The organism is Kosakonia sp. S42 (assembly GCF_016624785.1).
GTDB lineage: Bacteria > Pseudomonadota > Gammaproteobacteria > Enterobacterales > Enterobacteriaceae > Kosakonia > Kosakonia cowanii.
Genome location: NZ_JACVTW010000030.1, coordinates 1 through 26,220 on the forward strand (window position 1 = coordinate 1; position 26,220 = coordinate 26,220).

Annotated in this window: 23 protein-coding genes and 1 pseudogene; 10 read left to right on the top strand and 14 right to left on the bottom strand. The window is 57.3% G+C overall.

The window, feature by feature from the left end; translation table 11 throughout:
* Nucleotides 1-198 precede the first annotated feature (198 nt).
* Both IAE50_RS26520 and IAE50_RS21405 read left to right on the top strand, forming a co-directional pair.
* Complete coding sequence (locus IAE50_RS26520; RefSeq protein WP_255563713.1) at nucleotides 199-327, top strand: hypothetical protein; 129 nt, start codon at nucleotides 199-201, stop codon at nucleotides 325-327.
* Between the two features lie 388 nt (nucleotides 328-715).
* The gene (locus IAE50_RS21405) at nucleotides 716-1,348 is read left to right on the top strand and encodes a LysE family translocator (RefSeq protein ID WP_200581222.1); all 633 of its coding nucleotides are present in this window, start codon (nucleotides 716-718) and stop codon (nucleotides 1,346-1,348) included.
* A gap of 162 nt (nucleotides 1,349-1,510) precedes the next feature.
* On the opposite strand, the gene IAE50_RS21410 is transcribed toward IAE50_RS21405, so the two are convergent.
* The 6 genes from IAE50_RS21410 to IAE50_RS21435 form a co-directional block, all read right to left on the bottom strand.
* Nucleotides 1,511-1,663, bottom strand: a complete 153-nt coding sequence (locus tag IAE50_RS21410; RefSeq protein ID WP_157737665.1) for a hypothetical protein — start codon at nucleotides 1,661-1,663, stop codon at nucleotides 1,511-1,513.
* A 299-nt stretch (nucleotides 1,664-1,962) separates the two neighbouring features.
* Nucleotides 1,963-3,282: an FAD-binding oxidoreductase gene (locus tag IAE50_RS21415; RefSeq protein ID WP_094420682.1), complete on the bottom strand. Its 1,320-nt coding sequence runs from the start codon at nucleotides 3,280-3,282 to the stop codon at nucleotides 1,963-1,965.
* 255 nt (nucleotides 3,283-3,537) lie between these two features.
* Complete coding sequence (locus IAE50_RS21420) at nucleotides 3,538-4,239, bottom strand: GntR family transcriptional regulator (RefSeq protein WP_200581223.1); 702 nt, start codon at nucleotides 4,237-4,239, stop codon at nucleotides 3,538-3,540.
* A gap of 95 nt (nucleotides 4,240-4,334) precedes the next feature.
* Nucleotides 4,335-4,628, bottom strand: a complete 294-nt coding sequence (locus tag IAE50_RS21425) for a hypothetical protein (protein ID WP_094420686.1) — start codon at nucleotides 4,626-4,628, stop codon at nucleotides 4,335-4,337.
* The gene (locus IAE50_RS21430; protein ID WP_200581224.1) at nucleotides 4,618-6,120 is read right to left on the bottom strand and encodes an aldehyde dehydrogenase; all 1,503 of its coding nucleotides are present in this window, start codon (nucleotides 6,118-6,120) and stop codon (nucleotides 4,618-4,620) included. Before IAE50_RS21430 ends, IAE50_RS21425 begins: the two co-directional genes overlap by 11 nt.
* A 9-nt stretch (nucleotides 6,121-6,129) precedes the next feature.
* Nucleotides 6,130-7,026, bottom strand: a complete 897-nt coding sequence (locus IAE50_RS21435) for a dihydrodipicolinate synthase family protein (protein WP_200581225.1) — start codon at nucleotides 7,024-7,026, stop codon at nucleotides 6,130-6,132.
* Between the two features lie 395 nt (nucleotides 7,027-7,421).
* Here IAE50_RS21435 and yddG point away from each other — a divergent pair, with 395 nt between their 5' ends.
* Nucleotides 7,422-8,333, top strand: coding sequence for an aromatic amino acid DMT transporter YddG (gene yddG / locus IAE50_RS21440; protein WP_094420692.1), 912 nt, complete (start codon nucleotides 7,422-7,424; stop codon nucleotides 8,331-8,333).
* Between the two features lie 262 nt (nucleotides 8,334-8,595).
* Nucleotides 8,596-9,978, top strand: a complete 1,383-nt coding sequence (locus IAE50_RS21445) for an MFS transporter (RefSeq protein WP_200581226.1) — start codon at nucleotides 8,596-8,598, stop codon at nucleotides 9,976-9,978.
* A gap of 74 nt (nucleotides 9,979-10,052) precedes the next feature.
* On the opposite strand, the gene IAE50_RS21450 is transcribed toward IAE50_RS21445, so the two are convergent.
* Together IAE50_RS21450 and IAE50_RS21455 are read right to left on the bottom strand one after the other, a co-directional pair.
* A complete protein-coding gene (locus tag IAE50_RS21450; protein WP_375287838.1) occupies nucleotides 10,053-11,075 on the bottom strand; it encodes a GlxA family transcriptional regulator in 1,023 nt (340 codons plus the stop codon).
* Nucleotides 11,047-11,535: a MarR family winged helix-turn-helix transcriptional regulator gene (locus tag IAE50_RS21455; protein WP_200581227.1), complete on the bottom strand. Its 489-nt coding sequence runs from the start codon at nucleotides 11,533-11,535 to the stop codon at nucleotides 11,047-11,049. Before IAE50_RS21455 ends, IAE50_RS21450 begins: the two co-directional genes overlap by 29 nt.
* 96 nt (nucleotides 11,536-11,631) lie before the next feature.
* Here IAE50_RS21455 and IAE50_RS21460 point away from each other — a divergent pair.
* Both IAE50_RS21460 and IAE50_RS21465 read left to right on the top strand, forming a co-directional pair.
* A pseudogene (locus tag IAE50_RS21460) lies at nucleotides 11,632-12,208 on the top strand (UbiX family flavin prenyltransferase).
* Nucleotides 12,209-12,218: 10 nt separating this feature from the next.
* Entirely contained in the window at nucleotides 12,219-13,685 is a 1,467-nt protein-coding gene (locus IAE50_RS21465; protein WP_200581228.1) for a UbiD family decarboxylase, read from the top strand.
* A 308-nt stretch (nucleotides 13,686-13,993) separates the two neighbouring features.
* Here IAE50_RS21465 and IAE50_RS26780 read toward each other — a convergent pair whose 3' ends face one another.
* Nucleotides 13,994-14,146, bottom strand: a complete 153-nt coding sequence (locus IAE50_RS26780; RefSeq protein ID WP_375287841.1) for a hypothetical protein — start codon at nucleotides 14,144-14,146, stop codon at nucleotides 13,994-13,996.
* A gap of 3 nt (nucleotides 14,147-14,149) precedes the next feature.
* Nucleotides 14,150-14,560, bottom strand: a complete 411-nt coding sequence (locus IAE50_RS26785) for a hypothetical protein (RefSeq protein ID WP_375287843.1) — start codon at nucleotides 14,558-14,560, stop codon at nucleotides 14,150-14,152.
* 93 nt (nucleotides 14,561-14,653) lie between these two features.
* On the opposite strand from IAE50_RS26785, the gene IAE50_RS26140 reads away from it, so the two are divergent.
* The 4 genes from IAE50_RS26140 to IAE50_RS21490 all read left to right on the top strand — a co-directional run bounded on the left by IAE50_RS26140 (nucleotide 14,654) and on the right by IAE50_RS21490 (nucleotide 16,812).
* On the top strand, nucleotides 14,654-14,782 hold the full coding sequence (locus IAE50_RS26140) for an Hha/YmoA family nucleoid-associated regulatory protein (RefSeq protein ID WP_255563714.1): 129 nt from the start codon (nucleotides 14,654-14,656) through the stop codon (nucleotides 14,780-14,782).
* A 390-nt stretch (nucleotides 14,783-15,172) separates the two neighbouring features.
* Entirely contained in the window at nucleotides 15,173-15,508 is a 336-nt protein-coding gene (locus IAE50_RS21480) for a hypothetical protein (protein ID WP_200581229.1), read from the top strand.
* Between the two features lie 715 nt (nucleotides 15,509-16,223).
* Nucleotides 16,224-16,451, top strand: coding sequence for a hypothetical protein (locus IAE50_RS21485; protein ID WP_200581230.1), 228 nt, complete (start codon nucleotides 16,224-16,226; stop codon nucleotides 16,449-16,451).
* Between the two features lie 67 nt (nucleotides 16,452-16,518).
* Entirely contained in the window at nucleotides 16,519-16,812 is a 294-nt protein-coding gene (locus IAE50_RS21490; RefSeq protein ID WP_200581231.1) for a hypothetical protein, read from the top strand.
* A gap of 59 nt (nucleotides 16,813-16,871) precedes the next feature.
* On the opposite strand, the gene IAE50_RS21495 is transcribed toward IAE50_RS21490, so the two are convergent.
* The 4 genes from IAE50_RS21495 to traD all read right to left on the bottom strand — a co-directional run bounded on the left by IAE50_RS21495 (nucleotide 16,872) and on the right by traD (nucleotide 26,135).
* Nucleotides 16,872-17,114: a biofilm development regulator YmgB/AriR family protein gene (locus IAE50_RS21495; RefSeq protein ID WP_200581232.1), complete on the bottom strand. Its 243-nt coding sequence runs from the start codon at nucleotides 17,112-17,114 to the stop codon at nucleotides 16,872-16,874.
* A gap of 212 nt (nucleotides 17,115-17,326) precedes the next feature.
* Nucleotides 17,327-18,109: a DsbA family protein gene (locus IAE50_RS21500; protein ID WP_200581233.1), complete on the bottom strand. Its 783-nt coding sequence runs from the start codon at nucleotides 18,107-18,109 to the stop codon at nucleotides 17,327-17,329.
* A gap of 14 nt (nucleotides 18,110-18,123) precedes the next feature.
* Nucleotides 18,124-23,652, bottom strand: a complete 5,529-nt coding sequence (gene mobF / locus IAE50_RS21505) for a MobF family relaxase (protein WP_200581234.1) — start codon at nucleotides 23,650-23,652, stop codon at nucleotides 18,124-18,126.
* Complete coding sequence (traD, locus tag IAE50_RS21510) at nucleotides 23,649-26,135, bottom strand: type IV conjugative transfer system coupling protein TraD (protein ID WP_200581235.1); 2,487 nt, start codon at nucleotides 26,133-26,135, stop codon at nucleotides 23,649-23,651. Before traD ends, mobF begins: the two co-directional genes overlap by 4 nt.
* Between the last annotated feature and the right edge of the window lie 85 nt (nucleotides 26,136-26,220).

Consider the following 26,220-nt stretch of genomic DNA (forward strand, 5'->3'; position numbering starts at 1 on the left):
CCATGCGCCCTCAGTTTTCGATCTGGTGTCTAACTTTAGGGGCGCATTACAGTGAAGTATGACGCAACCTTCCCCCATTTCTGTGAGGCGAAAATCGCTGCTGATAATATGCGATGCAGTTTTCTCGTTTAATAGCGACGTGATCGTCTCTGAACGGTCAACCATAACGCCTGAACGTGTTATTTCCAGGAATTCAGGATGGAGAAGCCGCTCAAGCCACTCCCGATTGTTTCGCCTTTCACCGTGAAGGCTGCATTCCAGCAACCTGAGCTTTTCCAGAAGCATTCTGCTTATCCTCAAGTGATCTTAATGAATGCTTTCTTCTAACATAAAAGTGATGCACTGGACCACAGCAGGTCCTCAGCGCGGCTGGAACTTAGAGGCAATTTTGAGTGAAGAGGGAAAGTTCAAAACCCATACTCATCACGAAGTGTCCTGGGCAATGAGCATCCCGGACTCAGATAAGCGGTTAATTCATCATATAACGGCACACAACGTGCATTCGCGCTCATTTCGGCGGACGTAACCAAAGAACAGAGGAAACCGCGCACTGCCTCAGCAGTTAATGTTTATAATTTGCAGAGCCATGTGTTGTTGAAATTGTGTTATAGTAAATGTGCTCATGTTACTGACGCTTAAAGATAGATCACTATCGGGAAGCAAGGGTTATTGCGAGCCGCGCGTCTGGGCATAACTTATTTTCTGGAGATAAGTCATGCCTGATTACGTACATTTTCTTACGTTTGGCCTGGTTGCGTTAGGAATGGTATTAACTCCCGGCCCAAACATGATCTATTTAATTTCTCGCTCCATTTGCCAGGGGAAACGTGCCGGGCTTATTTCCCTGAGTGGAATTGCGCTTGGCTTTGTATTTTATATGCTTTGCGCCGCACTGGGCATAACGGCATTTGTGCTTGCTATTCCTTATGCCTACGATTTACTTCGTTTTGGCGGCGCCGCTTACCTTCTTTATCTCGCCTGGTATGCTTTAAAGCCCGGTGGAAAATCCGCTTTTTGTGTTAAAGATTTGCCGATTGATACCCCTACCAAACTGTTCATGATGGGCTTCATTACTAACGTCGCTAATCCTAAAATCGCCATCATGTATTTGTCATTGCTTCCGCAATTTATTCAACCGGGTCACGGCAGCCTTCTTGGTCAATCACTGGCGCTTGGATGTATCCAGATAGCTGTAAGCCTGATGGTAAATGGCATGATTGTCATGGTGGCAGGTTCAATAGCTGGTTTCCTTTCAGGTCGTCCTACATGGATAAAAATACAACGTTGGTTAATGGGTACTGTACTGGCAGGGTTAGCCCTTAAGATTGCTTTCGAGGCAAAGAGATAGTGACAGCCCCCCACTGAAGAACGCACCACTCAATCATGAATGTCCTCATATCACCCATGAGGACATCCACCTAAACTGACCTGTTCCCCGTAGATCCATTCAGACTGTTATTAGCAACATCCGCTTCTGGCACAAAACGGACTGTCATTGTCACGCATTTTGTCAGCGGTCAGTTAATCCAGTCTCCCGGCGTGAGGCCAGGCAACTGCTCAAACGCTCTAATGTTGTCGTTACCAGCACGATGCCGGTGCCAATGGTATGCCCGGCGATAGCAGGGCCATTCAGGCCAATCGGCGTCCGGCGTAGGTATAACATATTTAACAAACTCGTGGTGATGTGGTTTGTCAGGTGCAGAATAGTAATGGGTACAGTTACAGGACAATTAGATCGAAGCCACTAAATCCCACAAACAGCCTTATAACAAGCTGCACGCCAAGCAAGGAATTCGAGCAACTCTATCACTGGCCGCTGGGTAGACGTCTAGCGATCACCCGAATCTTATCGATATTGGGCTGTAAGGCATTCAGTAAGAGTGCCGGGTGGCGCTGCGCTTATCTGACCTGGAAACCCATAGGCCTGATAAGCGCAGCGCCATCAGGCGTTTTCACGGAATGCTACACCTCCAGTCCGGCGCGGAACTGGCCCCACTTCAGCACCGATTTCACCCCAATTGACAGGAACGGCTCCGGCGGGATTCTGTTCGGGCCCGGCGAGGCCACGAGGAAATCGATCAGCTCGTTGTGCTCCCCGGCGATCATATCCGCCAGCAGTTTGCCGGTGGCGGTGCCGCGGGTGATCCCCAGACCGTTACAGCACAGCGCGCCATAGACGTTTGGTGCCAGCTGACCAAAGAAGCCTTCGTGGTTGTCCGACAGGCAGATGGCCCCGCTCCAGGAGTATTCGAAATCGACCTTGCTGAGCATCGGGAAGCGGCGCTCGAACGATTTGCGATGGGTCTCGATATTGTGCTTTAGCTGTTTTTCACGCGGACGACCGTCAGGATGGAAGCTAAAGCTGTTGCGCATCAGGATGCGGTTATCGACCGTGCGGCGCACGGTGCTACCAAACGGATGCGCCGGAATAACCCCCCATACCGGCTTGCCGCCGAGCTGCGCCTGCTCGTCGGCGGTCAGGGGACGGGTCAGGCTGCCATAAAGGAAGGTCGGCAGCAGGCGACCGCGTAGGAAGCCAAAGTGAGATGCAAAGGCGTTATTCGCCAGGATCAGCGTATCGGCGGTGATGCTCCCCTGATCATGCACTAGCGTCACTTTGTCGCCATAGTCGATAGCGGTAATGGGCGTGTTTTCATACAGGGTCACGTTAGATGGCAGGCTGTCCGCCAGCCCTTTCACCAGCGCCGAGGGCTGGAGCAGAATGGTGCCCGGAATATAAAGCGCCTGCTGGTAGTAAGAGGTGCCGATATGATCCGGCAAATCCTTCCCTGAGATCATCTCCGCGTGACGGTCAATTTTCTCCAGCCCGCTGCGGTAGGCCTCCAGGATGGCGATCCCCTTCTCCCCTACCGCGGCCTGGTATTTACCGGAATCGGTCATCTGGCACTCGATACCGTGCTGCTTCACGATCTCACGCAGATAGTTCTGCCCGAGAGTATTAAGCTTGAGGATCAGATTGGCGGTTGTCACGTCGCCAATATAGTCCTTCGCCCCGATATCGTGCGGGACATCAATGGAAAAACCGGCGTTGCGCCCGGAGGAGCCGTAACCCACATCCTGCGCCTCAATCAGCACCACTTCATCATCCGGGAAGTTCAGCGCCAGCTGACGAGCTGCCGCCAGCCCGGTTAATCCGGCCCCGACTATCGCCCAGCGGGCATGCTTTTGCCCGACATGGGCAGGACGCGGGGTTCGCGGTTGACTGGTGTGATACCAACCCGGCAGGGCGTCGTCAGCAGGCAGAGAAGTGATTTTTTGCACGTTGGTTACTCCGGTAGGCTCTGATTATGTTCTCGTCACGTCACCGCAGGATCCGGCAACTAAGTGGGATCAATGTTAGCCATCCTGATTAAATGAATATGTGATGTATATCTAATGTATACATGAGGTATAAAAATAGTTACGTAGATGATAAAAAAGACGTGCAAAAGTCGGCGCAGCGGGGCGTCAGAAGATATAAAAGAACGGGAGAAGAGGGCCTGTCAGCGGGCGCAGGCAGGCCTTAGATTGAGGCGATCAGGTGTTATCGCCCTCCGGGAATGGCGCGAAATTATCAGCCTTCAGCCCCTGCGGCGCGATGAAGATTTCCATGTTCTCCCGCGACAGCTCCCAGTGCTCAAACACCAGATCCACCACCGCCTGTTCGTCACGCGCCTCAATGGCAACGATAAAGGCGTCGTGATGATCCGCAGCCAGCTGTAAACGGCGCTCCATATCCTCGTTTTGCGGCCGGAAGAAGGTACGCCCGATACGACAGTGGTCGATCAGCAAACGTCCCAGACTCGGCTGCAGATAGGGGTTGGCCGCCATCTCGCCCATGATCTCGTGAAAACGGTTGTTCTCCAGCGCCAGCGCCTCGGCATCGCGGGTTTGTACCGCCTTGCGAAAACGTTTCTGCGTCTCTTTCAGCGATTTTAACTGCGCCGGTTTGTAGTGCTGCACGGCGAGGCGTCCGGTGGCGGCGTAGATCATCGGTGCCACCAGGAAGAAATTGCGCAGCGTCGAGTGGCTCATCGGGATCACCCGCACGCCGCGTTTTTCAACAATTTCGAGATAACCTTCCCCCGCCAGGCGCTGGAACACTTCGCGTACCGGCGTGCGGGAGAGGCCGTACTGTGCGGTCAGCGCGGCTTCATCCAACAGCTCGTCCGGATCCAGTTCCATGGTCAGAATATGGCGCTTGAGATCCTCATACAACGCTACCTTTCCCGTTCTCATTGACGCCTCCTGAAAGTCGACCTGTGATGCTTAACTATGATGTTGCTTAACCTACAGATAAAGATGCGCAACAGCAAAATTATCAGCCACGCCAGTCATGCTCTGCGCATTTCCCTGGCAGTCTGATAGATCAGCCTCAGGAGGGGCTCTGGATCCCGGTCCGGTGTATGACGCAGGATCTCCCCACGCAGCCAGGCAATTTCACTGCCGGCAACCTGGCGAAATGACCGCAGCTGCCCGGCATTTTTTAGCCACTTCATAATAAAGGCATTTTTCTGCCGGTTTGAGCCAATGCGTCCCTGCTTTCTCGACAGGCCAACCGCCACCAGAAGACAAAAATAGAAATGAATTCTCTCTTCCAGACCGTTAAAAACGGCTTCAGGCGTCATCTTCAGAGAGATCAATCCAGAGAGTCTTCAGTTCGGTGTACTGGTCGAGGGCGAAGACAGATTTATCTCGCCCGCCAAAGCCTGACTGCTTGTAGCCACCAAACGGCGTGGTGGCGTCACCTTCCCCAAAGCAATTCACCGTTACCGTACCGGCACGAATGGCGCGCGAGACGCGAATGGCCCGGTTCAGCCTGCTGGTGTAGACCGACGCGGCCAGACCGTATTCTGTATCGTTGGCCAGCGCAATGGCCTCGGCTTCGGTTTTAAAGGTGGTGACGCACAGCACCGGGCCGAAGATCTCCTCCCGGAACAGCGCGCTCTCCGGCGTCACGCCGTCGATAATGGTCGGCTGGACATAAACGCCCTGCTCAGTATCGCCGCCCTGTACCATCCGCAGCCCCTCCTGGCGGGCGGTGTCGAGATAGCCGCTCACCTTGCTGAAATGCTCCGTCGAGACCATTGCCCCCAGTCGGTTGTTGGGATTGAGCGGATTGCCCATCGGCCAGTCGCCGATCTGTTTTACCATCTCGGCCAGAAGCGCCTTTTTCACATTTTCCTGCACCAGCAGGCGCGAGGTGGCGGAACAGTTCTCGCCCATATTCCAGAATGCGCCGTTCAGCACGTAGCCAGCCACGGCCGCCAGATCCCCCGCATCGTCAAAGACGACAGCCGGGTTTTTACCGCCGCACTCCAGCACCACCTTCTTGAGGTTGGACTCTGCCGCATAGTGCAGGAAGCGCCGTCCGGTAGCGGTGGAGCCGGTAAAGCTCACCATGTCGATATCCCGGTGCAGGCCAATCGGCTCTCCGACGGCTTTGCCGGTGCCGGTGACGATATTCAGCACGCCCGCCGGGATGCCTGACTCAAAGGCCAACTCTGCGACGCGCAGCGCGGTGAGCGAGGTCTGCTCCGCCGGTTTGACGATGACCGAGCAGCCAGCCGCCAGCGCCGGGCCAATTTTCCAGGCCAGCATCAGCAGCGGGAAGTTCCACGGCAGGACGCAGCCCACTACACCAATCGGCTCGCGCACTACCAGCGCCATCGCACCGTTACCGACCGGGGCGGTGTGGTCATAAAGTTTATCGATGGCTTCCGCGTGCCACTTCAGCACGTGGATGGTTTCCGGCACGTCTACCGTTAGACATTCGCTCACCGGTTTGCCGCTGTCGAGGCTCTCCAGCACCGCCAGCTGGTCGATCTCCTGCTCCATCAGCGCCGCCAGTTTCAGCAGTACCGCCTTGCGTTCGCCCGGCGCCCGCTTGCTCCAGCTTCCGGCCTCGAAGGCGCTGCGCGCCCCCGCCACCGCCGCGTTGACGTCGGTGATGTCGCAGGCGGCGATGTGGCCGAGGGTCTCCCCGGTGGCCGGATTTGTTGTCGGCAGCGTTTTGCCGGATTGCGCGGCCACGAAGCGTCCGTTGATAAAGGCCTGGCTCGACAGGGAGAGCTCCCGGGCGATGGCCGTTACGTCATCCAGGGTATGTAGCTGACTCATATCGCCTCCTTACAGCGCCGCAGCGACGTTGCGTTTCACATCGGCAATCACCGCTTTCAGCTGCGCTTTCTCTTCTTCATTCAGATCCTGCAGCGGCGCACGCACCGTGCCGGAGGTCAGACCGTTCAGCTCGCAGCCGTAACGGATCGACTGCACGAACTTGCCGCCGTCGAGGTAGTTCATCAGCGGCATCATCGCAGCCATGATCTTGCGGCCTTTAGCAAAGTCTTTCTCCACCACGCAGGCTTCATACAGCGCCACGTGCTCACGCGGGATAAAGTTGGAACCGGCACAGACCCAGCTTTGCGCGCCCCAGGCGAAGAACTCGAGAGCCTGATCGTCCCAGCCGCAGGAGAGCGCAATGTCCGGGAACTTGCAGGCCAGCAGGTGCAGATTGTTGAAATCGCCGGAGCTCTCTTTGATGGCGACCACGTTCGACGAGCGGCTCACTTCGCGGAAGTAGGTCTCGCCCATGGTGATGCCCATGCGGCCCGGGTAGTTGTAGAGCATGATCGGCAGCTGGGCGGCTTTATCCACGGTCAGCGCGTGATGGGCGTTTTCCTGCTCGGTCGGCAGGGCGTACGGCGGCGAGGTTACCAGGATGGCATCGGCTTTATGCTCACGGGCATGTTTGGCGTAGTCCACCGCATCTTCGGTACGGATTGCGCCGGTGCCGACAATCAGCGGCAGGCGGGTGCCAATCACTTGGCGGGCGTGTTCTACCAGCGCTTTACGCTCTTCCGGGCTCTGGGCGTAATATTCGCCCGTAGAGCCACCGATGATGATGCCGTGAACGCGGGCCTCGATCAGCGACTCCAGCACGTCGGAAAAGCGCGCAAAATCAATGCTGCCATCGGCTGCGTAAGGGGTAATTGCCGGGGTGTAGATACCTTCAAATGTCAACACGATAACCTCCAGGGAGAATTCACGACCATCACAGTCTGCTACGCAAGCCTGATGCACTGCGTTTGTTAAAAATTTGCACAGGGGGAGGTAAAAGGTCAATGAGTGAATATTTTTTGTATACAAGGAGAATACAAAGTAAATACGCACTAACAGAAGATTTTGACAAACGTGAAAAAATTAAATATTAAAAATCAACAAAATAAATGCATTATTTTGTCGTAGTAATTTTCTATATGATTTCCGATAGCGATCACATTCCCAAATTATCCCCCGCTGATACGTATTTACAGTGTCTTTCCGGCAGCATAGTTTTAATGCTGCAGTTAACCAGAATTTAACAAAGTGGCACACCGGAAGCCCGGATTGTGACCAGAATGTAAACAGAGGTACAGGGTATGCCCCATAAGAAAGCGACACTCATCGGCCTGATCGCCATCCTGCTCTGGAGCGCGATTGTCGGCCTGATCAAAAGCGTGAGCGAAGGCTTTGGCCCGGTGGGCGGGGCGGCGTTGATCTATTCCTGTAGCGCGGTGCTGCTGCTGTTTACCATCGGCTTTCCGAAGATCCAAAAGTTCCCGCTGAGCTATCTCATCATCGGCAGCGTGCTGTTCGTTTGCTATGAGCTGTGCCTGTCGCTGTCGCTGGGCTTTACCCATACCGGACGTCAGGCGATTGAAGTGGGGATGGTGAATTATCTCTGGCCGAGCATGACCATTTTACTGGCGGTGATCGTTAACCGGCAGAAAACCAGTCCGTTAATTATTCCCGGGGTGATTTTAGCCATCGTCGGAATAGGCCGGGTATTAGGCGGCGACGGTGGATTTTCGCTGACGGAGATGATGAATAACGTTATGGATAATCCGTTAAGTTACGGGCTGGCATTCAGCGGGGCGGTGATCTGGGCTATTTATTGCGTGGTTACCCAACGTATCGCTCAGGGAAATAACGGTATCACCTTGTTCTTTATCTTAACGGCGCTGACGCTGTGGGTGAAATATCTCACCTCGCCCCAGCCGGGATTTACTCTGTCGTGGCACGCATGGATCAGCCTGATACTGGCGGCAATGGCGATGGGCTTTGGCTATGCCGCCTGGAACGTTGGGATCCTGCACGGCAACGTTACGGTGCTGGCGGCGGCGTCGTACTTCATTCCGATCATCTCAGCGGTGCTGGCTGCTTTTATGCTGGATTCGCACCTGACCCTGGCCTTCTGGGAGGGCACGGCGATGGTCAGCCTCGGATCGCTGATCTGCTGGTGGTCGACGCGCACGGTTGCCGTCAAACGATTATCTGACGAAGCGTCTTAAAAATAACAGACACAGTAACAACATAATAAATATAAATAACATCTTATCCGACCATCCTGCAGCGGAGGTGTATTTGCCATGATTTACGCGAAATAACGCACGCTCTTATTTAACGCTTAAACCTTCTTAGACCTATATTTATTCCGTAATCGTAATTAACGGGTATGGCTTCGCTCGGCCTGAATAAACATTCATCGCTAATACTGTTTATTCCTGCTTTCACCCATTAATTCAACGATAGCGGGGAAAGACAGGAGTTACCATGTCAAATACCGTTTCTGTTGAAGATGTACCACTCAACCGCTTTCATCGCCTGCTGACCGTGCGCTCCGGCGGCGGCTCCTTTGTCGATGGCTATGTGCTGAGCATTATCGGCATCGCCATGATGAAGGTCTCCCCGGCCCTGGGGCTGACCGCCTTCTGGGAAGGGCTGATTGCCGCCTCGGCGCTGATCGGCATCTTCTTTGGCGGCTTTATCGGCGGTACCCTCACCGACCGGCTGGGCAGAAAGATGCTCTATTTCGTCGGTCCGACGCTGTTTGTGGTCTGCTCCGTGGCGCAATACTGGGTGCAGAGCGGCGAGATGCTGTTTGCCCTGCGCTTTTTAAACGGCATGGCGGTAGGTATTGAGTACCCGGTGGCGACCGCCTTCTTGGTAGAGTTTCTGCCGAAGAAAAACCGCGGGCCGTGCCTGGCGACCCTCACCATCTTGTGGTTTGCCGGTGCCGCTGCGGCCTATATGAGCGGCGAAGCGCTGCTACACTTTGGCGGCCCGGATGCGTGGCGTCTGACCCTGGCGAGCACCGCGATAATTGGTGCGCTGCTGTTCCTGGTGCGTCTTGGCACCCCGGAATCCCCGCGCTGGCTGATCAGCAAAGGCCGTCATGCCGAAGCCGAAGCGATCATTCGCCGGGTGTATGGCCCTGACTTTGGCCTGGGCAACCTGCCAGAGCAAGCAGAAAGCAAAAACCTCTCCTTCTACAACCTGCTGCACTCGGGTTACGGCAAACGCATGGCGTTCGTGAGCATCTTCTGGACCTGCTCAGTGATCCCGGTGTTTGCGGTGTATGCCTTTGCGCCGAAAGTGCTGGATGCCCTGCACCTGAGCGGTAGGTGGGCCTCCTACGGTTCGGTTGCCATCACGTTGTTGTTCGTGGTCGGCTGCATTATCGCCACCCGGCTGGTGAACACCCTGGGCCGCCGCAAGCTGCTGCTGCAAAGCTTTCTCTGGTCAGGACTGGCGCTGCTGCTGCTGGGCCTGCTGCGTGACGGTCCGTCAATGATCATTTTGCTGATGTTTGGTGCATACGCGCTGTTCATCGGCGGGGCTCAGGTGCTGCAGTTGGTCTATCCGAACGAGATCTTCCCGACGGAAATCCGTGCCGGTGCGGTTGGCGTGGGGACCTCGCTGTCGCGCATTGGCGCCGCGGTCGGGACCTGGCTGGTGCCCGCCTCGCTGCAGAGCCTGGGGATCGGCACCACCATGTATATCGCCGCGGCGATCACCTTTGTGGGCTTAGCCGTCTCCTGGTGGCTGGCACCGGAAACCAACGCCCGCAGCCTGGCCGATGCGGCTTCGCTGGATGACACCTCGTCACAGAAAGCGAGTGCGCCAAGGCCGATGGTAAAGCGTCATATGCTGTAGAGAGCTGTTTTGCCGGGTGGCGATGCGCTTACCCGGCCTAAAAAAATGGGCCTGCACTTTTGCCGTGTGGCCCTTTACTCTTTCACCAGTTTCTCCACTTCCCTGCGTCGCTTTCTGAACGAGTTGGGGGTTTCTCCGTACTGTTTACGGAACCAGGCGATCAGGTGCGAGGCATCCGCAAAACCGGTGGCAGTGGCAATGGCGTTAATGCTGTTGCTGGAGTCGACCATCAGTTTGCGAGCCTGCTCAAGGCGCATCCGCCGCCAGTAAACCGCCGCCGAGTGGCCGGTACACCGGGTAAAGATCAGATTAAGCTGGCGGAAGGTCACTCCGGCAAACTCTGCCACCTCCGCCAGCGGCACTGGCGAATCGAGATGGTGCTTCATAAACTCAATAACCCTGGTGACCAGCGGATTCTCGTAGACGTCGGGTTCGCTGAGCGACGCTTTATGCTTCGTTTTCGGCGTGGGCATCTCATCCACCAGCAGATATTTCAGCACCTTTTGCGAGCGCACCAGCCCGCAGTGCTGGCGGATCAGATCCGCCGCCAGGTCAATCGCCGTCCCGCCTGGACAGGAGATAATCCCGCCGTCCTTGATGTAGGTTTTATCGATCACCGGAATGGCCTTCGGGAAACGCAGCCGGAACTCGTCCCGGGTGGTGAAGTGGATCGCGCAGTGGCGACCGTCCAGCAGCCCGGCCTTACCGGCGACAAAGGCCCCGCTGCACAGGGTAATGATCGGGATATTACAGGCATGCAAGTTCCGCAGGGCCTGCAACAGCCACTCCGGTGAATGCCGGGTCTCTTCCAGCAGCCCGCCCGCGACCACAAAGTAATCCCACTCTTTCGAGAAATCGAGCTTTGCGGTGGGCGACACCGGCAGGCCGCAACTGGCGGTAATGGGCTGATCATCGCATGTCATCCACTCCCAGCGGCAGAAGATTTGCCGGCTGGGAAAGGACTCGTCCGCCGCAAAGCGCAGGGACTCCACCAGCCCCGCCACCGAGGCCAGCGTAAAGTGCTTCATCAGCAGAAAGCCGATAGTCAGATCGGGCTTCGGTTCACGGTCAGGCAATTTCGTTGGAGGCATAGTCATCAGGCTCCTGCAATCCCCCCAGCTTGCTCAGCAGACGCTTCAGGTCAGCGATATCCTGGGTATTCAGACCAGCGGTAATCATCTTCTCGGCGGTTTTGGCCTGCTCAATCATCCGGGCAAGCATCAACTCGCCCTCTGCAGTCATAGAGACCAGCTTGCGGCGGCGGTTGGCGGGGTCGGTCTCTACCGTCAGTAACCCGCTTTTGGTCATCCGGTAGATCACGTAAGTACCGGTGGCTTTATCAAATCCGGCGCGGCTTCCCAGCGTTTGCTGGTTGCAGGTTGTTTCTTCAGCCAGCACTACCAGTATGGCGTACTGCACGGCAGATAACCCGGTATTGACGCACTGGCTCCAGCAGGTGGTGGAATGCTGCCCTGCACGGCGCATCAGGTGCATTAATGAACAATCGCCGTGCGGCCACAGGGGCGCGGCAAGGATTAAGTCGCGATTTTCTGCCATCGACGTTCTTGACTCCTGAAAACGGCAAACATATAGTTTGAGTAAAAACAGTTTTAACTCAAACTATACATGAAAGCATACATTCAGAGAACCCGTATGAAGCTTGTTGTAGGCATGACTGGCGCTACTGGCGCTGCAATTGGCGTTCGTTTACTGGCCGCGCTGAAGGATCTGGAGGTCGAAACACATCTGATCGTCTCCAAATGGGCGCACGCCACCATTCAACTGGAAACGCCCTACAAGTGTACAGGAGGTTATTGCGCTCGCCTCGAAGACTTACAGTGAGCACGATCAGGCGGCGGCCAGCTCCAGCGGCTCCTTTCGCGTTGACGGCATGATTGTAGTGCCGTGCAGCATGAAAACCCTCGCCGCCATCCGCTGCGGCTACGCCGATGGCCTCATTGCCCGCGCTGCCGACGTGACCCTGAAAGAGCAGCACAAGCTGGTGCAGGTGCCGCGTGAATCGCCACTCAACGCCATCCACCTGGAGAACATGCTCGCCCTTACCCGCGCCGGGGCCATGATGCTGCCTCCGATGCCTGCCTTCTATAACAACCCCACAAGCACTGACAACATCATCAACCACTTTGTGTCGCGCATTCTGGATCAGTTCGGCATGGATAACGCTTTAACAAAACGCTGGGGTGAACCTCACTCCACTCCTACGGCTTAAGGAGAGCCTGATGAACTATTACGGTGATTTACGCAGTTATATCGATGCCCTCGACGCCATGGGTGACATCATGCACGTGACCCGCGAAGTGGACGGTGATTTTGAGCCAAGCGCCATTACCCGCCGCAGCTATGAGATCCAGTCCCCTGCCCCGCTGTTCCATAAGGTGGCAGGCGTAGCCCCCGGTTTCCGTCTGTTCGGTGCCCCGGCCAGCCTCTCCTTCCGTCAGGAGATACCTTATGCCCGCGTGGCGATGTCCCTCGGCCTGGCTCCGGCGTCCACCGGGCCGCAGATCGTCGAAGCATTGTCGGCGGCGCGTCATAAGCCCGGCATTCCCCCGGTACGGGTGGCTTCTACGGATGCCCTGTGTCATCAGAACATCCTGCGCGGTGAAGAGGCGAACCTCGATCGCTTCCCGATCCCCTTTGCCCACGACAAGGATGGCGGTCGCTATGCCAACACCTGGGGCACGCTGATCGTCAAAACGCCGGACGGAAAATGGGTGAACTGGTCCATCGCCCGCGTGATGAAGGTAGACGGCAAACGGATGGTGGGGCTGATTGTCCCGAGCCAGCATATCGGCCAGATCTGGACTGAGTGGGTTAAGCTCGGCCAGCCGATGCCTTACGCCCTGGTGCAGGGCCCGGCTCCGGCGATCTCCTGCGTTTCCGGCATTCCGATCCCGGCCCACGCTGACGAGGCGGATTACATCGGCACCCTAGCGGGCGAGCCGGTGCCGGTGGTAAAGGCGGTCAGTATCGATCTGGACGTGCCTGCCACGGCAGAGATCGTGATTGAAGGCCATGTGTCCATCAATCGCGACTGTCAGGAAGGCCCGTACGGCGAGTACGGCGGCTATCTTGGCAATGGTTCTTCTGCCCAGCCGACCTTCCACGTCGAGACCATTACCCACCGGGACGATCCGATCTGGCCGATGTCGATCACTGGCCGCCCGACCGATGAGTCGCATACCCTGTGGGCGATGGGGTTGGCCGCCGATGCTTTGACGTATCTGCGCGACGCGAAGCTGCCGATTGTCACCGCCTGGATCCCGGAAGACTCGACCGTCCACTGGTTGCTTGTGGTAGTGCCGCAGAACTGGCGCGAGCTCATACCGGGCGTTACCAGCGAAGCCCTAGCCCAGCGCATAGGCGAGGTGTTGTTTAAGACCGACGCGATGGTGTTTATTCCGAAGGTCTACGTGGTGGATGATGATTTTGATCCGACCAACCTTCGCGAAGTGGTGTGGGTCCTCTCAACCCGCGTCCACCCGGTTGGCCGCCGCGTGGTGTTTGACGATCAGCGCGTGATCCGCCTGCCGCAGTGCTATGAAGAGGAGGAGTATGTGGCAGGTCTTGGGGCAAAAGTGGTGTTTGATACGCTGCAGACCACCCGTCATCTGCATGCGTCCTTTGAGCAGGGGTATCCGAAAGCGGTGCGCCAGCGGGTGCTGGATAACTGGCCGTCAGAGCTGTAAGTCTCTTATGCCTGCCTGTTTAAACAGACAGGTATTTCTGGATTCCTCCTGCCCACTTATCAAATCGCCTCATAACAGCATTCTCGATTTAAGAGTACCGGCACGCTAGCAAGGAAAATGGAATATCCGAATTTATGGGTAAGTGAACGAGGTGTGAAGGGCAGTAATTAGTGAATAGCGGGCGTCATACCTGATAGACAACAATAGGCCAGATAACCAGACTCTACCTGATGGGAACAGAGCCTGTGCGGACGACAGATACATAACAGTACATCTGAGATAACCGGTAACCCGGTAAAGGCAGGACGTTATCCTGCTTTTGTCGGGCTGGACAGGCCCGGCGCCAATCTGCTGCAGAACACGCACTGGTAGTCAAAGAACTCAATCACGGCGACCTTCGCACCGGCCGGGACGGTCACCGGCGTGTCAGCGTCCCTGAGCAGTGCCGCCTGGTTATCCATGACTTACAGGCTCATGGCCAGCTGCTCACGCGCATGCTGTTGTTGCTGCAGCTTCTGGCTGACCTGCACCAGAACGTCCGGGTGCGCCAGCAGATATTCAGCGGCTATTTCCCGAGCCGGGCCTCCAGCTCTGGCGTGAATGCCGGCGCAGGTGCTGCATGGAGTGAGGTGAAAACTGATAATATGATTGTTGTAACTAATTATAGTGTTACCTGTCTGGCGTTCATGAGTGCTCTCCTGATTAACGTTCTTTCTGAATGCTACGTGGGGGGCGTGTTCCTGATGCTCTATCGCGCGTCCGCACTCAGGCATAACGCGCGGCAACGGCATGTCACGCTTGTGCTCAGCAAACCTGATCGTCTGTGCACGGGCAGCCTCTTCCGACAGGGCTGCGCCCTGGCTGACTTTCAGCATCCACGGTGAAGGCTTCTCGTCGCCGGTCTGCCACACCACACCAACCTAAGGAAGTTTACATCGGCAGACACGCTGGAGAGAGTATTTTAGCGTTTGCGGGATAAACTCACAGGCCAGGAGCTTGACACGATGAGGAGTGGCTCAGACCACCGGCGGGCGGAACTGACGCACCAGCGTCTATGGGACAAGGTACCGTCCGGTGCATGGAAAAATACTGATTAACAGGAAACATCTCTGATATAATCATACGGATAGTTCAGATATTCCTGAATATTAACAGGACATTCGAAGCGGTAAATACCCCCTCCTTTTCTCTCTGATTTCAGGGCAATTTATCGTATAGTTTTATTAACACCTTCCACAACCCAGCCAGCATCATGATTATTATCCCCTCAGAGAACATATCTTAAAGCAATGAATTTATTAAATTAACAAAAACACTGAAACTGAAACTGAAACTGAAACTGAAATTATATTAATTTACGGAAATTTCTCAAAAGAAAAATACCGGCATTACCGGCTTTTATAATTAATATGCAGACAGCATTTCCGGTTTTAAATTTAACTCATGGGGCTCAGCACCCTGCACCTGACAAGAGGAGGAATATATTGGTGTCAATTTCTGATGAAGATAAAAAAGGCTACAGTGCCATTGGCGAAGCCGTAATCAGTCATATCTTCAGTGAGGAAGAGATCACCCGTGAATCTCTGATATATATGCTCGGATGCCTGGCTGAGAAGGAAGCCGATGAAGAACATCTGGTCAGCCTGTGGCAGGCCCGCGGAATACTGCAGTCGATACACCCGCCCGCCCCGGTTCGTCCGGGCAATGTCGTCAGTATTGGCAATGCCCGTCAGACAGAGGGGCACGCCCGGACCAGCGCTAATCAGGAAGATAACAGTGATAAGGTGAAGGAAAATTATCCTGATAAGGCCAGTGATGGCTGAGTGGCGCACCGAAAACACTGATGCGTCTATTAAAGGCACAGGAACGTGCCCTGTTCAGTCAGGACTTGCTCTCTGGCTATCAACATACATTTTCTCTACACTGTCTCAGCGTCTCGTTAATTTTGACTGCGGGGGAAGGATGCTCAAATGGCTCAGAATAAAATCAATGCTCTGTCTGTAGGTGAGTGTCCTTCAGAAATATTTCGTGTACAACAGGAGTGCCTTCTGGGGCAGGTTGTCACGGATATGTTACGAGCCGGACAGACGGTAACCCGCTATACGCTGAGTCTGCAGCTGGCACTGCTTATGGAGTGTGGTCCTGATACAGGTGATACAGTGGTGTACGGGACGCTTCTCCGGATGCTGCTGCAGTCGGACTCTTCACTCTGAAGCCTCACTGTGCAGCACCTGCCGCAGGAGTCTTTTTGGGCGCCGGAATAAACGGGAGCCGGTGTTGCGGTAATGCAGTCCCGGGAAGTGCCGTTTCTGGCCTCATCGTCGGCAATACGCCGGTCACAGAAGCCTCACTTACGCGGCAACTCAGTATTATGCCAGACGGGGAGCCCCGTATTCACCGACGCGCGGCCATGATGTCTGCCCTCACTTATGTCAAGGGCGGTCTGTCTGCGCTGATATTTTTCAACCCGGAATATACCAGCAGGGACCCTCCGTCACCCGGAGCAGATGTAGCCGGATAACCAGAAAAGGAGCCTGTGTGGATGAATGCGTGGAAGAACACGCTGACGGGAATGTTCATGACCTTCCCGATATGGCGAAGCAAATTATTGGTGCAGCGGCAGTGAATCTGCTGAAGCAGGGGCGGCGGGCGAGCCCGCAGTCGCTGTATACACTGGTACTGCTGTGGGAAAAACAGGCCCGCAACAACCAGGACAGAGCGGCCTGCCGTCAGGCATTAAGACTGTTGTCACGAAAACTGATCTGATCCATGATAATCACAGATGAGAAACATTCTGGCTCACCACCGGCCTCATGCTGTACGGACCGGAACCATGATGAAGGAGGAACCTGGCATGAACCATGACAGAAATGAGGCTCTTGCTGGCGAGCTTATTGGTCAGGCTGTGATAGCGTTGCTGAACAGCGGTGAGGATATATCCTTTACCACCTTACTGCATGAACTGGCGGCTATGAAAAGTCAGGCCAGCAGCGAGGCTGTGCGAAACGCCCTCGACACCGCGTCATCAGACGTCAGGGCCAGAATGAATGAAGGAAAACAGGAGAGTGACGCAGGTGAACACTATTTTCAGACACGGGACTCATCCGAAGATGACGCACTGCACTGAAAAAAACCTCCGGTTTCCCGGAGGTAATGGCAAACAACTCAGGAAATCAGACTGAAAAACTAAAGGTCATCAGGTGTGCGGTGGACAATCATCTCAAGGGCGTTACGCAGAATATCATTCCGGATGACATCCGTTTCTGTTTCCAGCTGCGCAACCAGCGCCAGAATGAGGTCCTTGTTGGTGACCACCGTTTTTGCACTCTGGAGGGCAAAGGTTATCTCACTGATAACCTGCTGCTCTGCATCAAATGCATGCAGATTACCGTGCAGAGCGTCTTGTGATATGGCTGTCATTGTGTTCATTGGTTAACTCTCAGAAGAGCCTTACCCGTTACCGGGCCCGGCAACCACATATGCAGGCAGGTTGTACAACTTTCATAAAATAGTTCCGGAACGGCAAACATGCAATGAACCTCGCAAAATATTTTCATCCGTAATTATTAATCCCGTTAGTAATGCTGTCATGCCTGCTCCCTGGAGAAAAATCAAAATCCTGTTTTGCCGGGCCGGGCGCGTCAGTGCTGTGCTTTCTCGATCGCCGCCAGAATCTGCTCCGGTGACGCCAGCCCGGCAAACACAGTGATGGTGTCAGGTGAGGCCTTCTCCACCGGCATCACAATCAGGCCTGGCGTACCCGTGAGCCCCAGCGCCTGCGCGAGCGCATCGTTTTTTTCCAGGACAGGGGCATGGTCCACGACGTTCAGCGTATCCACGCCGGCGGCGTGAGCTGCCGCCTTAATATCCTCTCTCGTCAGGTCACCCTCGATGTGCCCCGTGTGATATATCCCGTTGTGGTAGGTCAGGTACCCAGCTGCGCCTTTCGCTTTCCAGACCCCGATACCGTACTGCGCCGCCAGGGACGACGTCTCCCACTTCGGTGCAAATATCGGCCATTCCTTGAAGATGTAACGTACGTCAGGGCGGGCTTTCATCACCTGCTCCATCCCCGGCGCCAGTCTGCTGCAGAACACACACTGATAGTCGAAGAACTCAATCACGGCGACTTTCGCACCGGCCGGGCCGGTCACCGGCGTGTCAGCATCCCTGAGCAGTGCCGCCTGGTTATCCATGACTTTCAGGCTCATGGCCAGCTGTTCACGCGCATGCTGTTGTTGCTGCAGCTTCTGGCTGACCTGCACCAGGACTTCCGGGTGTGCCAGCAGATAATTAGCGGCTATTTCCCCGATGCGGGCTTCCTGCTCTGGCGTGAAGGCCGGTGCAGGTGCTGCATGGAGTGGGGTGAAAACAGATAATATGATTGTTGTAACTAATGATGCTGTTGCCTTTCTTACGTTCACGTGTGCTCTCCTGATTAACGTTCTTTCTGAATGGTGCGTGGCGGGGCGTGCTCCTGATGCTCTGTCTCACGTCCGCGCTCAGGCATTTCGCGTGGCAGCGGCATGTCACGCTGCTGCTCAGCAAGATCCCGGGCCACCTGCCCGGCAACGGCACGCTCGCCGGTTGCTTTATCCTGCGACAGTGCCGGCAGCGGGCCGGTACGCGCTTTATCCGCCTGATGTTCGCGCTCCTCGCCGGCAACGCGCGCAATGTCCTTCCCGTCAGGTGCGGGCTGGCGCTCCTGTGTGGCGTCGTCTTTCATACTGAGACGAATATCCGCGACACTTTCTTCTTCAGGCAGCACAATACGGCTCTGGTACTCTTCATACGCCTGCATCTCCTGCTGACGCTGTGCCTCTGCAATCGCATATTCATCGCGTCCCCGCAGTTCCTGTATGGCCTGCTCAATGGCACGGGCAGGAACAGGTTCATCGTCACGCGCGGGGGCGGTTGCCGGCACCGTCACGGCCTCTGACTCAGCAAGCCTGATCGTCTGTGCACGGGCAGCCTCTTCTGACAGGGCTGCGCCCTGGCTGACTTTCAGCATCCACGGTGAAGGCTTCTCGTCGCCGGTCTGCCACACCACGCCGTCCCCGGGGTGTTCCCTGACCGCTTTAAACGCCTCGTCGGCCGTGCGTACCACATGGGTGTTCCCGCTGCGGCTGCGCTGCATGACTGCCCCGGTCGCGCCCTGGGTGGCCACCATACGCACGTCACCCCGCATCAGGCGACCGGTGTCACTGGCTACCAGCGAGACGAGCGCCAGTCCGGCGCTGCGACCGTTGTTGTCATACAGGGGCAGCGCCAGGGACGGGTCCGGGAAACGCCGGGTGGCCGGGAGCACTCTTGCGGTGAGGTTATGCTCTCCCATCGCCTCATGCCGCGACCACGCGCGCCCTATCGCGGTTTTTCCGACAGGCTGTCCCATCGCCCAGATGACCTTCGCCTGTTTGCGCTCTGTCTGCGGGCTGAGGGCATCGTGCGCCGTCTTCAGATCGTACTCGGTTCGCTTGATGCTTTTGACCCACTTTTCCGTCCCGTCCGTGTAGACCTGCACATGCTGTTTTGCACGCGATAACGAAATGTAAAAGGCACGTTTGTGGGCCATCGCCTGGCGGCTTCCCTCCGTCCCTTCCAGGGCCAGTACCGCCCCCTCACTGGCACCCTGTGCCCCATAGCCTGTGATGGCCCAGGCATAATCCAGATGCTGTTCGGCCCTGACCTGCGAGGGATTAATGGTTTTTTTCCCGTCCGCGCCCTGCAGCACGATGTCCCCGCTGTCGGTCACCTTCTCAACGGTAAATTTCTGGTTGGCAGCCTGACCCCGGTTACGGTCGGTGACGGTGAAGCGCACCACGGCACCCGCTGCGAGTATTTTTTCGCTGCGTTTAAACAGCTCCACGTCGCCGGTGAGCAGCTCGCGGGGTGACACCATCGCGATCCGGTCATTCTCGTTCCGGACGGTAACAAGCGAGCCGTTATAATCGACGGCCACCACATCCTGATAGGTGTCGCCGCGCTTCAGCACCATCCCCGCCTCCCAGGCCGCCAGCTTGTTGAACTCATGCCGGGTATGCTTAATTTTTTCCAGCACCGGCACGCTGATTTTTTTCTGACCCAGCTCCTCACGCGCGTCCAGTGCGTCAAAAATCTCCCGGTTAATGGCCGCGCGATCGTCGTTCAGCTGGGCAATAATCAGCGTTTCGTCCCGTGCCTTCGGCGTGCGGCTGAGCCAGTCAGCCACCAGGTCACTGACCGGGTTGTCTGACTCCGCCAGTCCCTCAGCGGGGGGCTGCCAGTCCGGTTCCTGACGGGCAACGAGATCAGCAGGCTGATGCTTCAGCCGCTCAAGCGCGGCATCGATGCGGTTATCAATGACGTCATGCACCGCGTCACGCAGGTTGACTTCCTTCTGGCGGACAATCTGTTTCATGATGGCCACATCCATCGGGCTGCGCTCCTGAACCAGCCTGAACGGTGCCCCTGATTCCGGGGATTCAAACTGATCGATGTCGCCCATCGACACGCCCCGCCCCCCGCCGGCCTGAATGGCCAGATACGCGGCGGCAGTGTCCTGGTTGCCCAGCATCGAGGATTCATCAATAAGGAACACGCGGTTGCTGAAGTCGGGCTTTTCGCCGGCGGCCTTCATCTGGTCATACCCGACGAGGAAGGATTTGACCGTCTGCGCCTCGATCCCCACCGCACGCAGCTCCTTCACCGCCTGGTGCGTCGGTGCAAGGCCATGCAGTGCGGGACGAGCGGATGCCGGCAGCGTGTCGAGTGCGCTTTTCACCGCGCGCACCTGGGTGGTTTTCCCCACCCCGGCATACCCCTGTATACCGGTAAACTGATCCCGGCTGTTGAGGACCAGCTGCGCCGCCGCCTTCTGCCCCTGCGTCAGGCCGTCGGGCAGGGCATTATCCACCTGTTCCATCAGGGGCAACTGGGTGTCCTTGCCCGCGACAATGGCGCCGATGATGGTTTTCTCCATCTCCCAGGTCGCACGGGCAACCAGCAGGGGCTCTGTTTTGTTCGGGACGCGGATCAGATCGCCGTTTTTGATCATCGCACTGATTTCACGCGTCACTTCCGTCAGACCCGGATGAAACGCCGTCGCGGCCTCAGCCAGCTTCAGCTCGTTGAGGGTGACGGACTGCTGATCGGCAATGGCACGCCGGACCGCCAGCGCGGCGTCACTCAGCACACCGGCATGAAGTGTCCGGACGGCGCTGCTGATGTCGGCCTCACCGCTGAGTGTCGTCACAAGCTGCACCGGCGAGCTGTCGACACGCATTCGCTGCAGCCGTGCCTCCGCCCGGTCCTGGGTCTCGGCCGTAAATATCTCCGCGCGGCTCCCGGACTGCGCCAGGGAGTTCATGGTCCGGGCAGAGATATCCCGCGAATTGAGGGCGGCCAGTACCACGCCGGTGTCGTTGTCACGGTTGCCCGGCCCGGCCACGTAGCCGTGGGTCACATACAGCGGCCTGTCTGCCGGCAGCGTGACGGCCTTTCCGTCCCGCATGACCCCGATCCCCTCCGGGCTGATGCCGGTCACGATCAGCCTGTCTTTTGCCTTCAGGCCTGCACTGCGGTCGGCGGCCAGCGCAATCAGTTTGTCGCCGCCGGCAACGTGCAGCTGCTCGCTGTTGAAGAGTCGCCAGTCGGCGGTCAGGTTGCTGATTTTCTGTCTGACCAGTACCCCATCGCTGTCGATAAGCGACAGCATCCGGGTCTCCTCATGCACCCTGTCGATAATGAAGTGCCGGGCTTCACGCTCCGTGCGGTCCTCCAGTACCTGACCGGCACGGTAAGAGCCGGTCATCCGGCGGGTTTTGCTGTCCAGCCAGACCGGGGTGCGCGCCTCAATGGTGACACCGTCACGCTCAAGCTGCCCCGCGTTCTGCAGGGCATCGCGGATAAGGCCGGTCAGCTGCTTCTGCTCGCGCTGCCCAATCACCACTGCCGTCACCGGCTCCGTGCCGGGATTCAGCTCCGCAAAGCGGGTGGCCAGCGCACTGTACCGATCGCGCTTGTCAGCAATGCTGACCACCTCCGCCTCAAGACCCGGAGACGGCTCCGTGCGGCGGCTGCGCCTCACGCCGGCAGATTCCAGCACGGACATGGCATTCCCGTTCGCCTGACGCCCCGCGCTGTCGAGAAAGACCAGCTGGGCGTCTTTTTCCCGCGCCTCACCCAGCAGGATCAGCGTTTCCTTCAGCCCCAGACGCTCTGCCCCCTCAATAATGAGCGTGCTCTGTGGCCGCAGGCTCAGTTCTCCCTTCAGCAGCTGCTGGCGCCCGGTGATGTGTTCCCGCAGCACGTCTGATTTTGCCAGTGAAATGGCACGTTCAGCCGAGCTGGCCAGCACCTTTACTTCGCGGCCATGCGCGGCAGAGATGCCGGCCAGCTGCTCCGTCAGTTCACGGATACCTGCCACGCCCTTCGGGGCATTCATCAGCACCAGGGCGTCCTTCTCAACAGGCTCAAGGGCGGGCGGTGCGTATTGTGCCGGACGGGTAAAGCTGACGACGTGCGTTTCGCTGAGGTGCTCCTTTCCCAGCGCCTGAATGGAGAGCTCATCGAGCAGGTGATGGCGGGAGGTGAACACGCCTTTCTCCGCATCAAGCGGCACAATCAGCCCCTCCTTCAGCGCCTCATCCAGCGCCAGCTTGATTTCTTTCACGTCGGGTATTTTGTCGCTGAACTCGGTGGTGCTCAGCAGCAGTTCCCCCCAGGTAAACCGGGTTTTGCTGTCGCTCAGTTGCGAGACCGCCATGCGCACGGCATCCGTCACCTCCTGACGGACGTCGGGCTGCTGCGAATCGGCCGTTTTCACGCTCCCGCCCCGCCCTGCGCTCGCCGGTGCGTTGTCCCGCGCCGGAATACTGCGTGCCGGCACAGGCTCAGCCGGGTCACGCCCTTCTGCAGATCGGGCCGGTTGTTCCGCGTCGCGCTGCCCGTTACTGCGTGTCGCCTGCTCATCACGGGCAGGCCGTTCTGCCGGCGACGGCGCTTTCGTTGCGTCCGGTTGCGTGGTGTCACGAACGGGTTGCCGGTGTGCTGCAGGGATGGCCACCGCCCCGGCGTCCGGCGCATCGCGCGGCACCACGCTGTCCTGGTAGGCTTTCATATCCCAGCCCTTCTCTTTCATCTGGGTCTGCCAGCGCTCCATCAGGCGAAGACGGGAGGGATCAACTTTGGCTTTACGGGTGTTCTTGGCGGCGATATCGAGGCTTTTCAGCGTGGCCTCGGCACCGACGGCACCACGCACTTCCCGGCCGCGCGAGGAATACCCTTCCCGGACCTCTTCCGGCACGGCCTTAATTTCCCACATCCCGTGTGGCCCGACTTCCTCAATTTCATGCCCCAGGGTTTCCACGCGCTCACGCAGCGCGGTACGGTAAAGTTTTCCCAGCGTGACCTGCATTTTCATCACCGTCTCGATAAAGCCGGCGTTGTGGATGTAGTCCGTGGCCAGCGCCTTCCATTTGCCGTTCAGCTCCGTCATGTTGGCAACCAGCATGTGCGTGTGCAGTTGCGGATCGAGGTTACGGGACGTGTCGTGCGTGTAGAGCGCGGCCACCATTTTCCCGGTGGGGATGATGGAGGTTTTGCCGTCCACGGTTTCGCGCGCGGAGATCAGTTTTTCAACGTAGCCTGCCGCCACACGCACAGCGTACTGATGCGCTTCCAGCATGGCTTTATCCCCGCCCACCAGGGCGAGGATGGAGACACTTTTCGGTGCCGAGAAAGTCAGGTCATGGCCGGGGCGATGGGAGTGGATACCGTTGACCTCCTTACCGAGCCGGGAGCCGTCAGGCAGGCGGCCCTCGAGCACGGCCGTCAGTTGGTCGCTGCGCACCGGCCCCTCCAGCCCCAGCGCGCTGGCCCCCTCACCCAGCCATTCGCTCTCCAGCTGCCCGAGGAAATAGTAGTTGTCTTTATTGCTGTAGTAGCCTGCCGCATCACCGGCAGACACGATGGGGGCGGGTGACATCATCGTTCGGGTTCTCCGTCATAATCGCGTTCAGAATCGGCTTCATCAAAGCCGGGGTCTTCGGGGTGGCGGTTAACGAGGATATATTCCTCTTCGCGCTCCATCCGCTGGCGGGTATTCCCGTCTTCGTTGTGGTGTCCGGACGCGGTTCCGGGCTGGCCGGTGGTCTTCAGCTCCAGCCCGCCGTTTTCCAGCTGCGTGACCTGCATCCTGAGTTCCTGTGCCTCTCCGCCGCCTTCACTCTCATTACTCTCTGCAGCATCAGCATCGAGTGGCTTACGACGCATTCGGTTCAGCAGTTCTACCGGGGAGGCAGAAGCAGGCGTTTCGTGCAAAGGTGTTTTTGGCAATGGAGACGGCTTTATTGCTGTGGGGGCATCATTAACAGCCTCTGTCGCCGGGTTCTCCGGCGGTGTCTCTGCAGGAACCGAACGAAGATGGGCAACACCCGGACGCCGGGGCTGGTATGGTTCAGGACGTGTAACCTGTAGCGGAGCAGCGTTAACAGATTCTGCGGCCGGAGGCTGTACGGCGTCCTTGCGGGCTGGCTGGACCCGCTGTGATGGCGTGGCAGCAGGAGCCGGACTGACCGGCTGACCTGACGGCTGTGCCTGTGGTTGTGCCGCCGCTTTTTCCAGGTGCTCTTCCCCGGTCGGGAATACCAGGCCGGCCAGGGCCGCATCGCGCTCGTTCTCCCGAATGACCTTCTCCAGCTCGGGGCTGAGGGCGTCACGGATATTGCGCTCCTGCAATGCGGTGTTTATTTTTTTGATGTTGCGGTACTTCAGCGCCAGCTTCACCACCGGGTATTCGCCCGGGAGCCGCACATAAAACTTCAGGTTACGCAGCTGCATGACGTCTTCATAATCAACGATGGGCTGGCTGACCTTGTCCTTGCCCAGGGATATCCCGTCACGCACCTGATCGAGGCCGTAGGAGTTCTGCTCGCGCGCCTCGCGGCGTCGCTGATTCCCCAGCTCCTCCTCAACCATTTTCGCCACCTCTGCACTCGGTGAGCGGCCATACATGCGCGTGTTGAGCAGGTCAAAAATCGCTTTGGCCACCTCGCGGCCATACGAGTTGATAAGCTGCGGCATGTTCTGGATACCGATGACAAAACAGCCACCGAACTTGCGCCCTTCCGCCAGCGTCTCCTCAAACTGGGGGATGCGCTGAAGGCTTGGCGCTTCATCCATAATGAACCACACCCGGCGGTCGGCGTTCTCCCCCATGCTCTGCAGGTAGAGGGTGGCCATCGACATCCACATCGAAATCAGCGGGCGCACGCTTTTGCGGTGACGGGCCTGGGTGGAGATAAACAGCCAGCTGTCGCTGTACTGCTCGCTGGTCATCCAGTTACGGATAGTGAATGAAGGCCGCGTGCCGTCATCCAGCCCCTGGAGAAACCGCAGCGCCTTGGCGTAGTTGGTGACGACCGAGCGGATGGAAATGGCCGTTTTCTCGATTTTCTCTTCGACCAGGTTCGCCGCCGGCGTGTTGGCCAGATACTCGCGCAGGCTTTTCATGCTCAGTGACAGAAGCGTTTTGAGGAATTTCTCGATACTGCGCTCAGGATCTGCTGACATGCGGATGGCAAGGTCCGAGGCAATCGTCCGGGAACTGGAGACCCAGAACGGATCGGACTCACCTTCCACGGGGATGAGGCTGGTTGCAAAGTTTTCAAAGTCGATAACATCCACGCACTCTTCCCACAGCTGCCAGTTGGCGCAGCGCTCATCGTGCGGGTTGAGGATGAAATCCCTGTCCGGGTTGTAGTGGGTCTCAATGAAGGTACAGCCGGAATCGTAAATGATGGCGCGATCGCCGCGCCGGCGGATGATATCCAGCAGCCAGCGGATTGCGGTGGACTTACCCACCCCGATGGTGCCGTGTATGAGGAAATTCATCACTTCGGCGTTTTTAACCAGGTGCAGGTCGCCTACACGCAAATCTGACAGCTCGCCATTTTTACGCAGCAGGGCATTGACTTCCGGTGCGAACTCGGTGAGTTTCATGCCGGAGAGGTATTCGTCCTCGCTCTCCTGTTTACCAATCCGCGCGATGTACCAGGCGACGCCGGCGAAGACCGCCATGCTGATCACACCCGCTATCGCTGCGGCGGTCTGCAGATGCCCCGCCAGCCTGTCACCCATGAACTGCATGTACGGGTCTTTCAGCATCTGCTGCAGGGTCATTCTGAGCGTCATGGTGGTACTGGTCGGCGCGTAGAAGTAATGGATCTCATAAAACTTCCCCTGACCGGCCGGCATCAGGTCGATGAAACTTTCGTTGACCCGTGCAAACCAGTACCAGCTGCCGTTATCCAGCATTTCCTGGGGCGTCAGCCAGAAGAACAGGCATGCCGTGATGGCACCAAACAACAGGAATACCCAGTAGCCGATCCAGTTGTTCACCTGCAGAAACATGCGCCAGCGGTAGGCGGTCATCTGCCCGCCCTGTGTGAGGTTTTTTCCTTTGAAGCTCATAGATTTTGTCCGGCCGTTATCGCATCACCGGTGTGGTGATGTGCGTTATCAGGGAAGAAAGGTTGAAACAGGTCTGATTAACCAG

Bases quoted from the DNA above. Each gene is read 5' to 3' on its own strand.
- yddG (WP_094420692.1), top strand. From the start codon at position 7,422: ATGCCCCATAAGAAAGCGACACTCATCGGCCTGATCGCCATCCTGCTC.
- IAE50_RS21420 (WP_200581223.1), bottom strand. From the start codon at position 4,239: ATGAGAACGGGAAAGGTAGCGTTGTATGAGGATCTCAAGCGCCATATT.
- mobF (WP_200581234.1), bottom strand. From the start codon at position 23,652: ATGATGTCACCCGCCCCCATCGTGTCTGCCGGTGATGCGGCAGGCTAC.
- IAE50_RS21465 (WP_200581228.1), top strand. From the start codon at position 12,219: ATGAACTATTACGGTGATTTACGCAGTTATATCGATGCCCTCGACGCC.
- IAE50_RS21450 (WP_375287838.1), bottom strand. From the start codon at position 11,075: ATGACTATGCCTCCAACGAAATTGCCTGACCGTGAACCGAAGCCCGAT.
- IAE50_RS21425 (WP_094420686.1), bottom strand. From the start codon at position 4,628: ATGACGCCTGAAGCCGTTTTTAACGGTCTGGAAGAGAGAATTCATTTC.
- IAE50_RS21490 (WP_200581231.1), top strand. From the start codon at position 16,519: ATGATGAAGGAGGAACCTGGCATGAACCATGACAGAAATGAGGCTCTT.
- IAE50_RS26520 (WP_255563713.1), top strand. From the start codon at position 199: ATGGAGAAGCCGCTCAAGCCACTCCCGATTGTTTCGCCTTTCACCGTG.
- IAE50_RS21430 (WP_200581224.1), bottom strand. From the start codon at position 6,120: ATGAGTCAGCTACATACCCTGGATGACGTAACGGCCATCGCCCGGGAG.
- IAE50_RS26780 (WP_375287841.1), bottom strand. From the start codon at position 14,146: ATGGATAACCAGGCGGCACTGCTCAGGGACGCTGACACGCCGGTGACC.
- IAE50_RS21495 (WP_200581232.1), bottom strand. From the start codon at position 17,114: ATGAACACAATGACAGCCATATCACAAGACGCTCTGCACGGTAATCTG.
- IAE50_RS21445 (WP_200581226.1), top strand. From the start codon at position 8,596: ATGTCAAATACCGTTTCTGTTGAAGATGTACCACTCAACCGCTTTCAT.
- IAE50_RS21455 (WP_200581227.1), bottom strand. From the start codon at position 11,535: ATGGCAGAAAATCGCGACTTAATCCTTGCCGCGCCCCTGTGGCCGCAC.
- traD (WP_200581235.1), bottom strand. From the start codon at position 26,135: ATGAGCTTCAAAGGAAAAAACCTCACACAGGGCGGGCAGATGACCGCC.
- IAE50_RS21410 (WP_157737665.1), bottom strand. From the start codon at position 1,663: ATGTTATACCTACGCCGGACGCCGATTGGCCTGAATGGCCCTGCTATC.
- IAE50_RS26785 (WP_375287843.1), bottom strand. From the start codon at position 14,560: ATGCTGAAAGTCAGCCAGGGCGCAGCCCTGTCGGAAGAGGCTGCCCGT.
- IAE50_RS21405 (WP_200581222.1), top strand. From the start codon at position 716: ATGCCTGATTACGTACATTTTCTTACGTTTGGCCTGGTTGCGTTAGGA.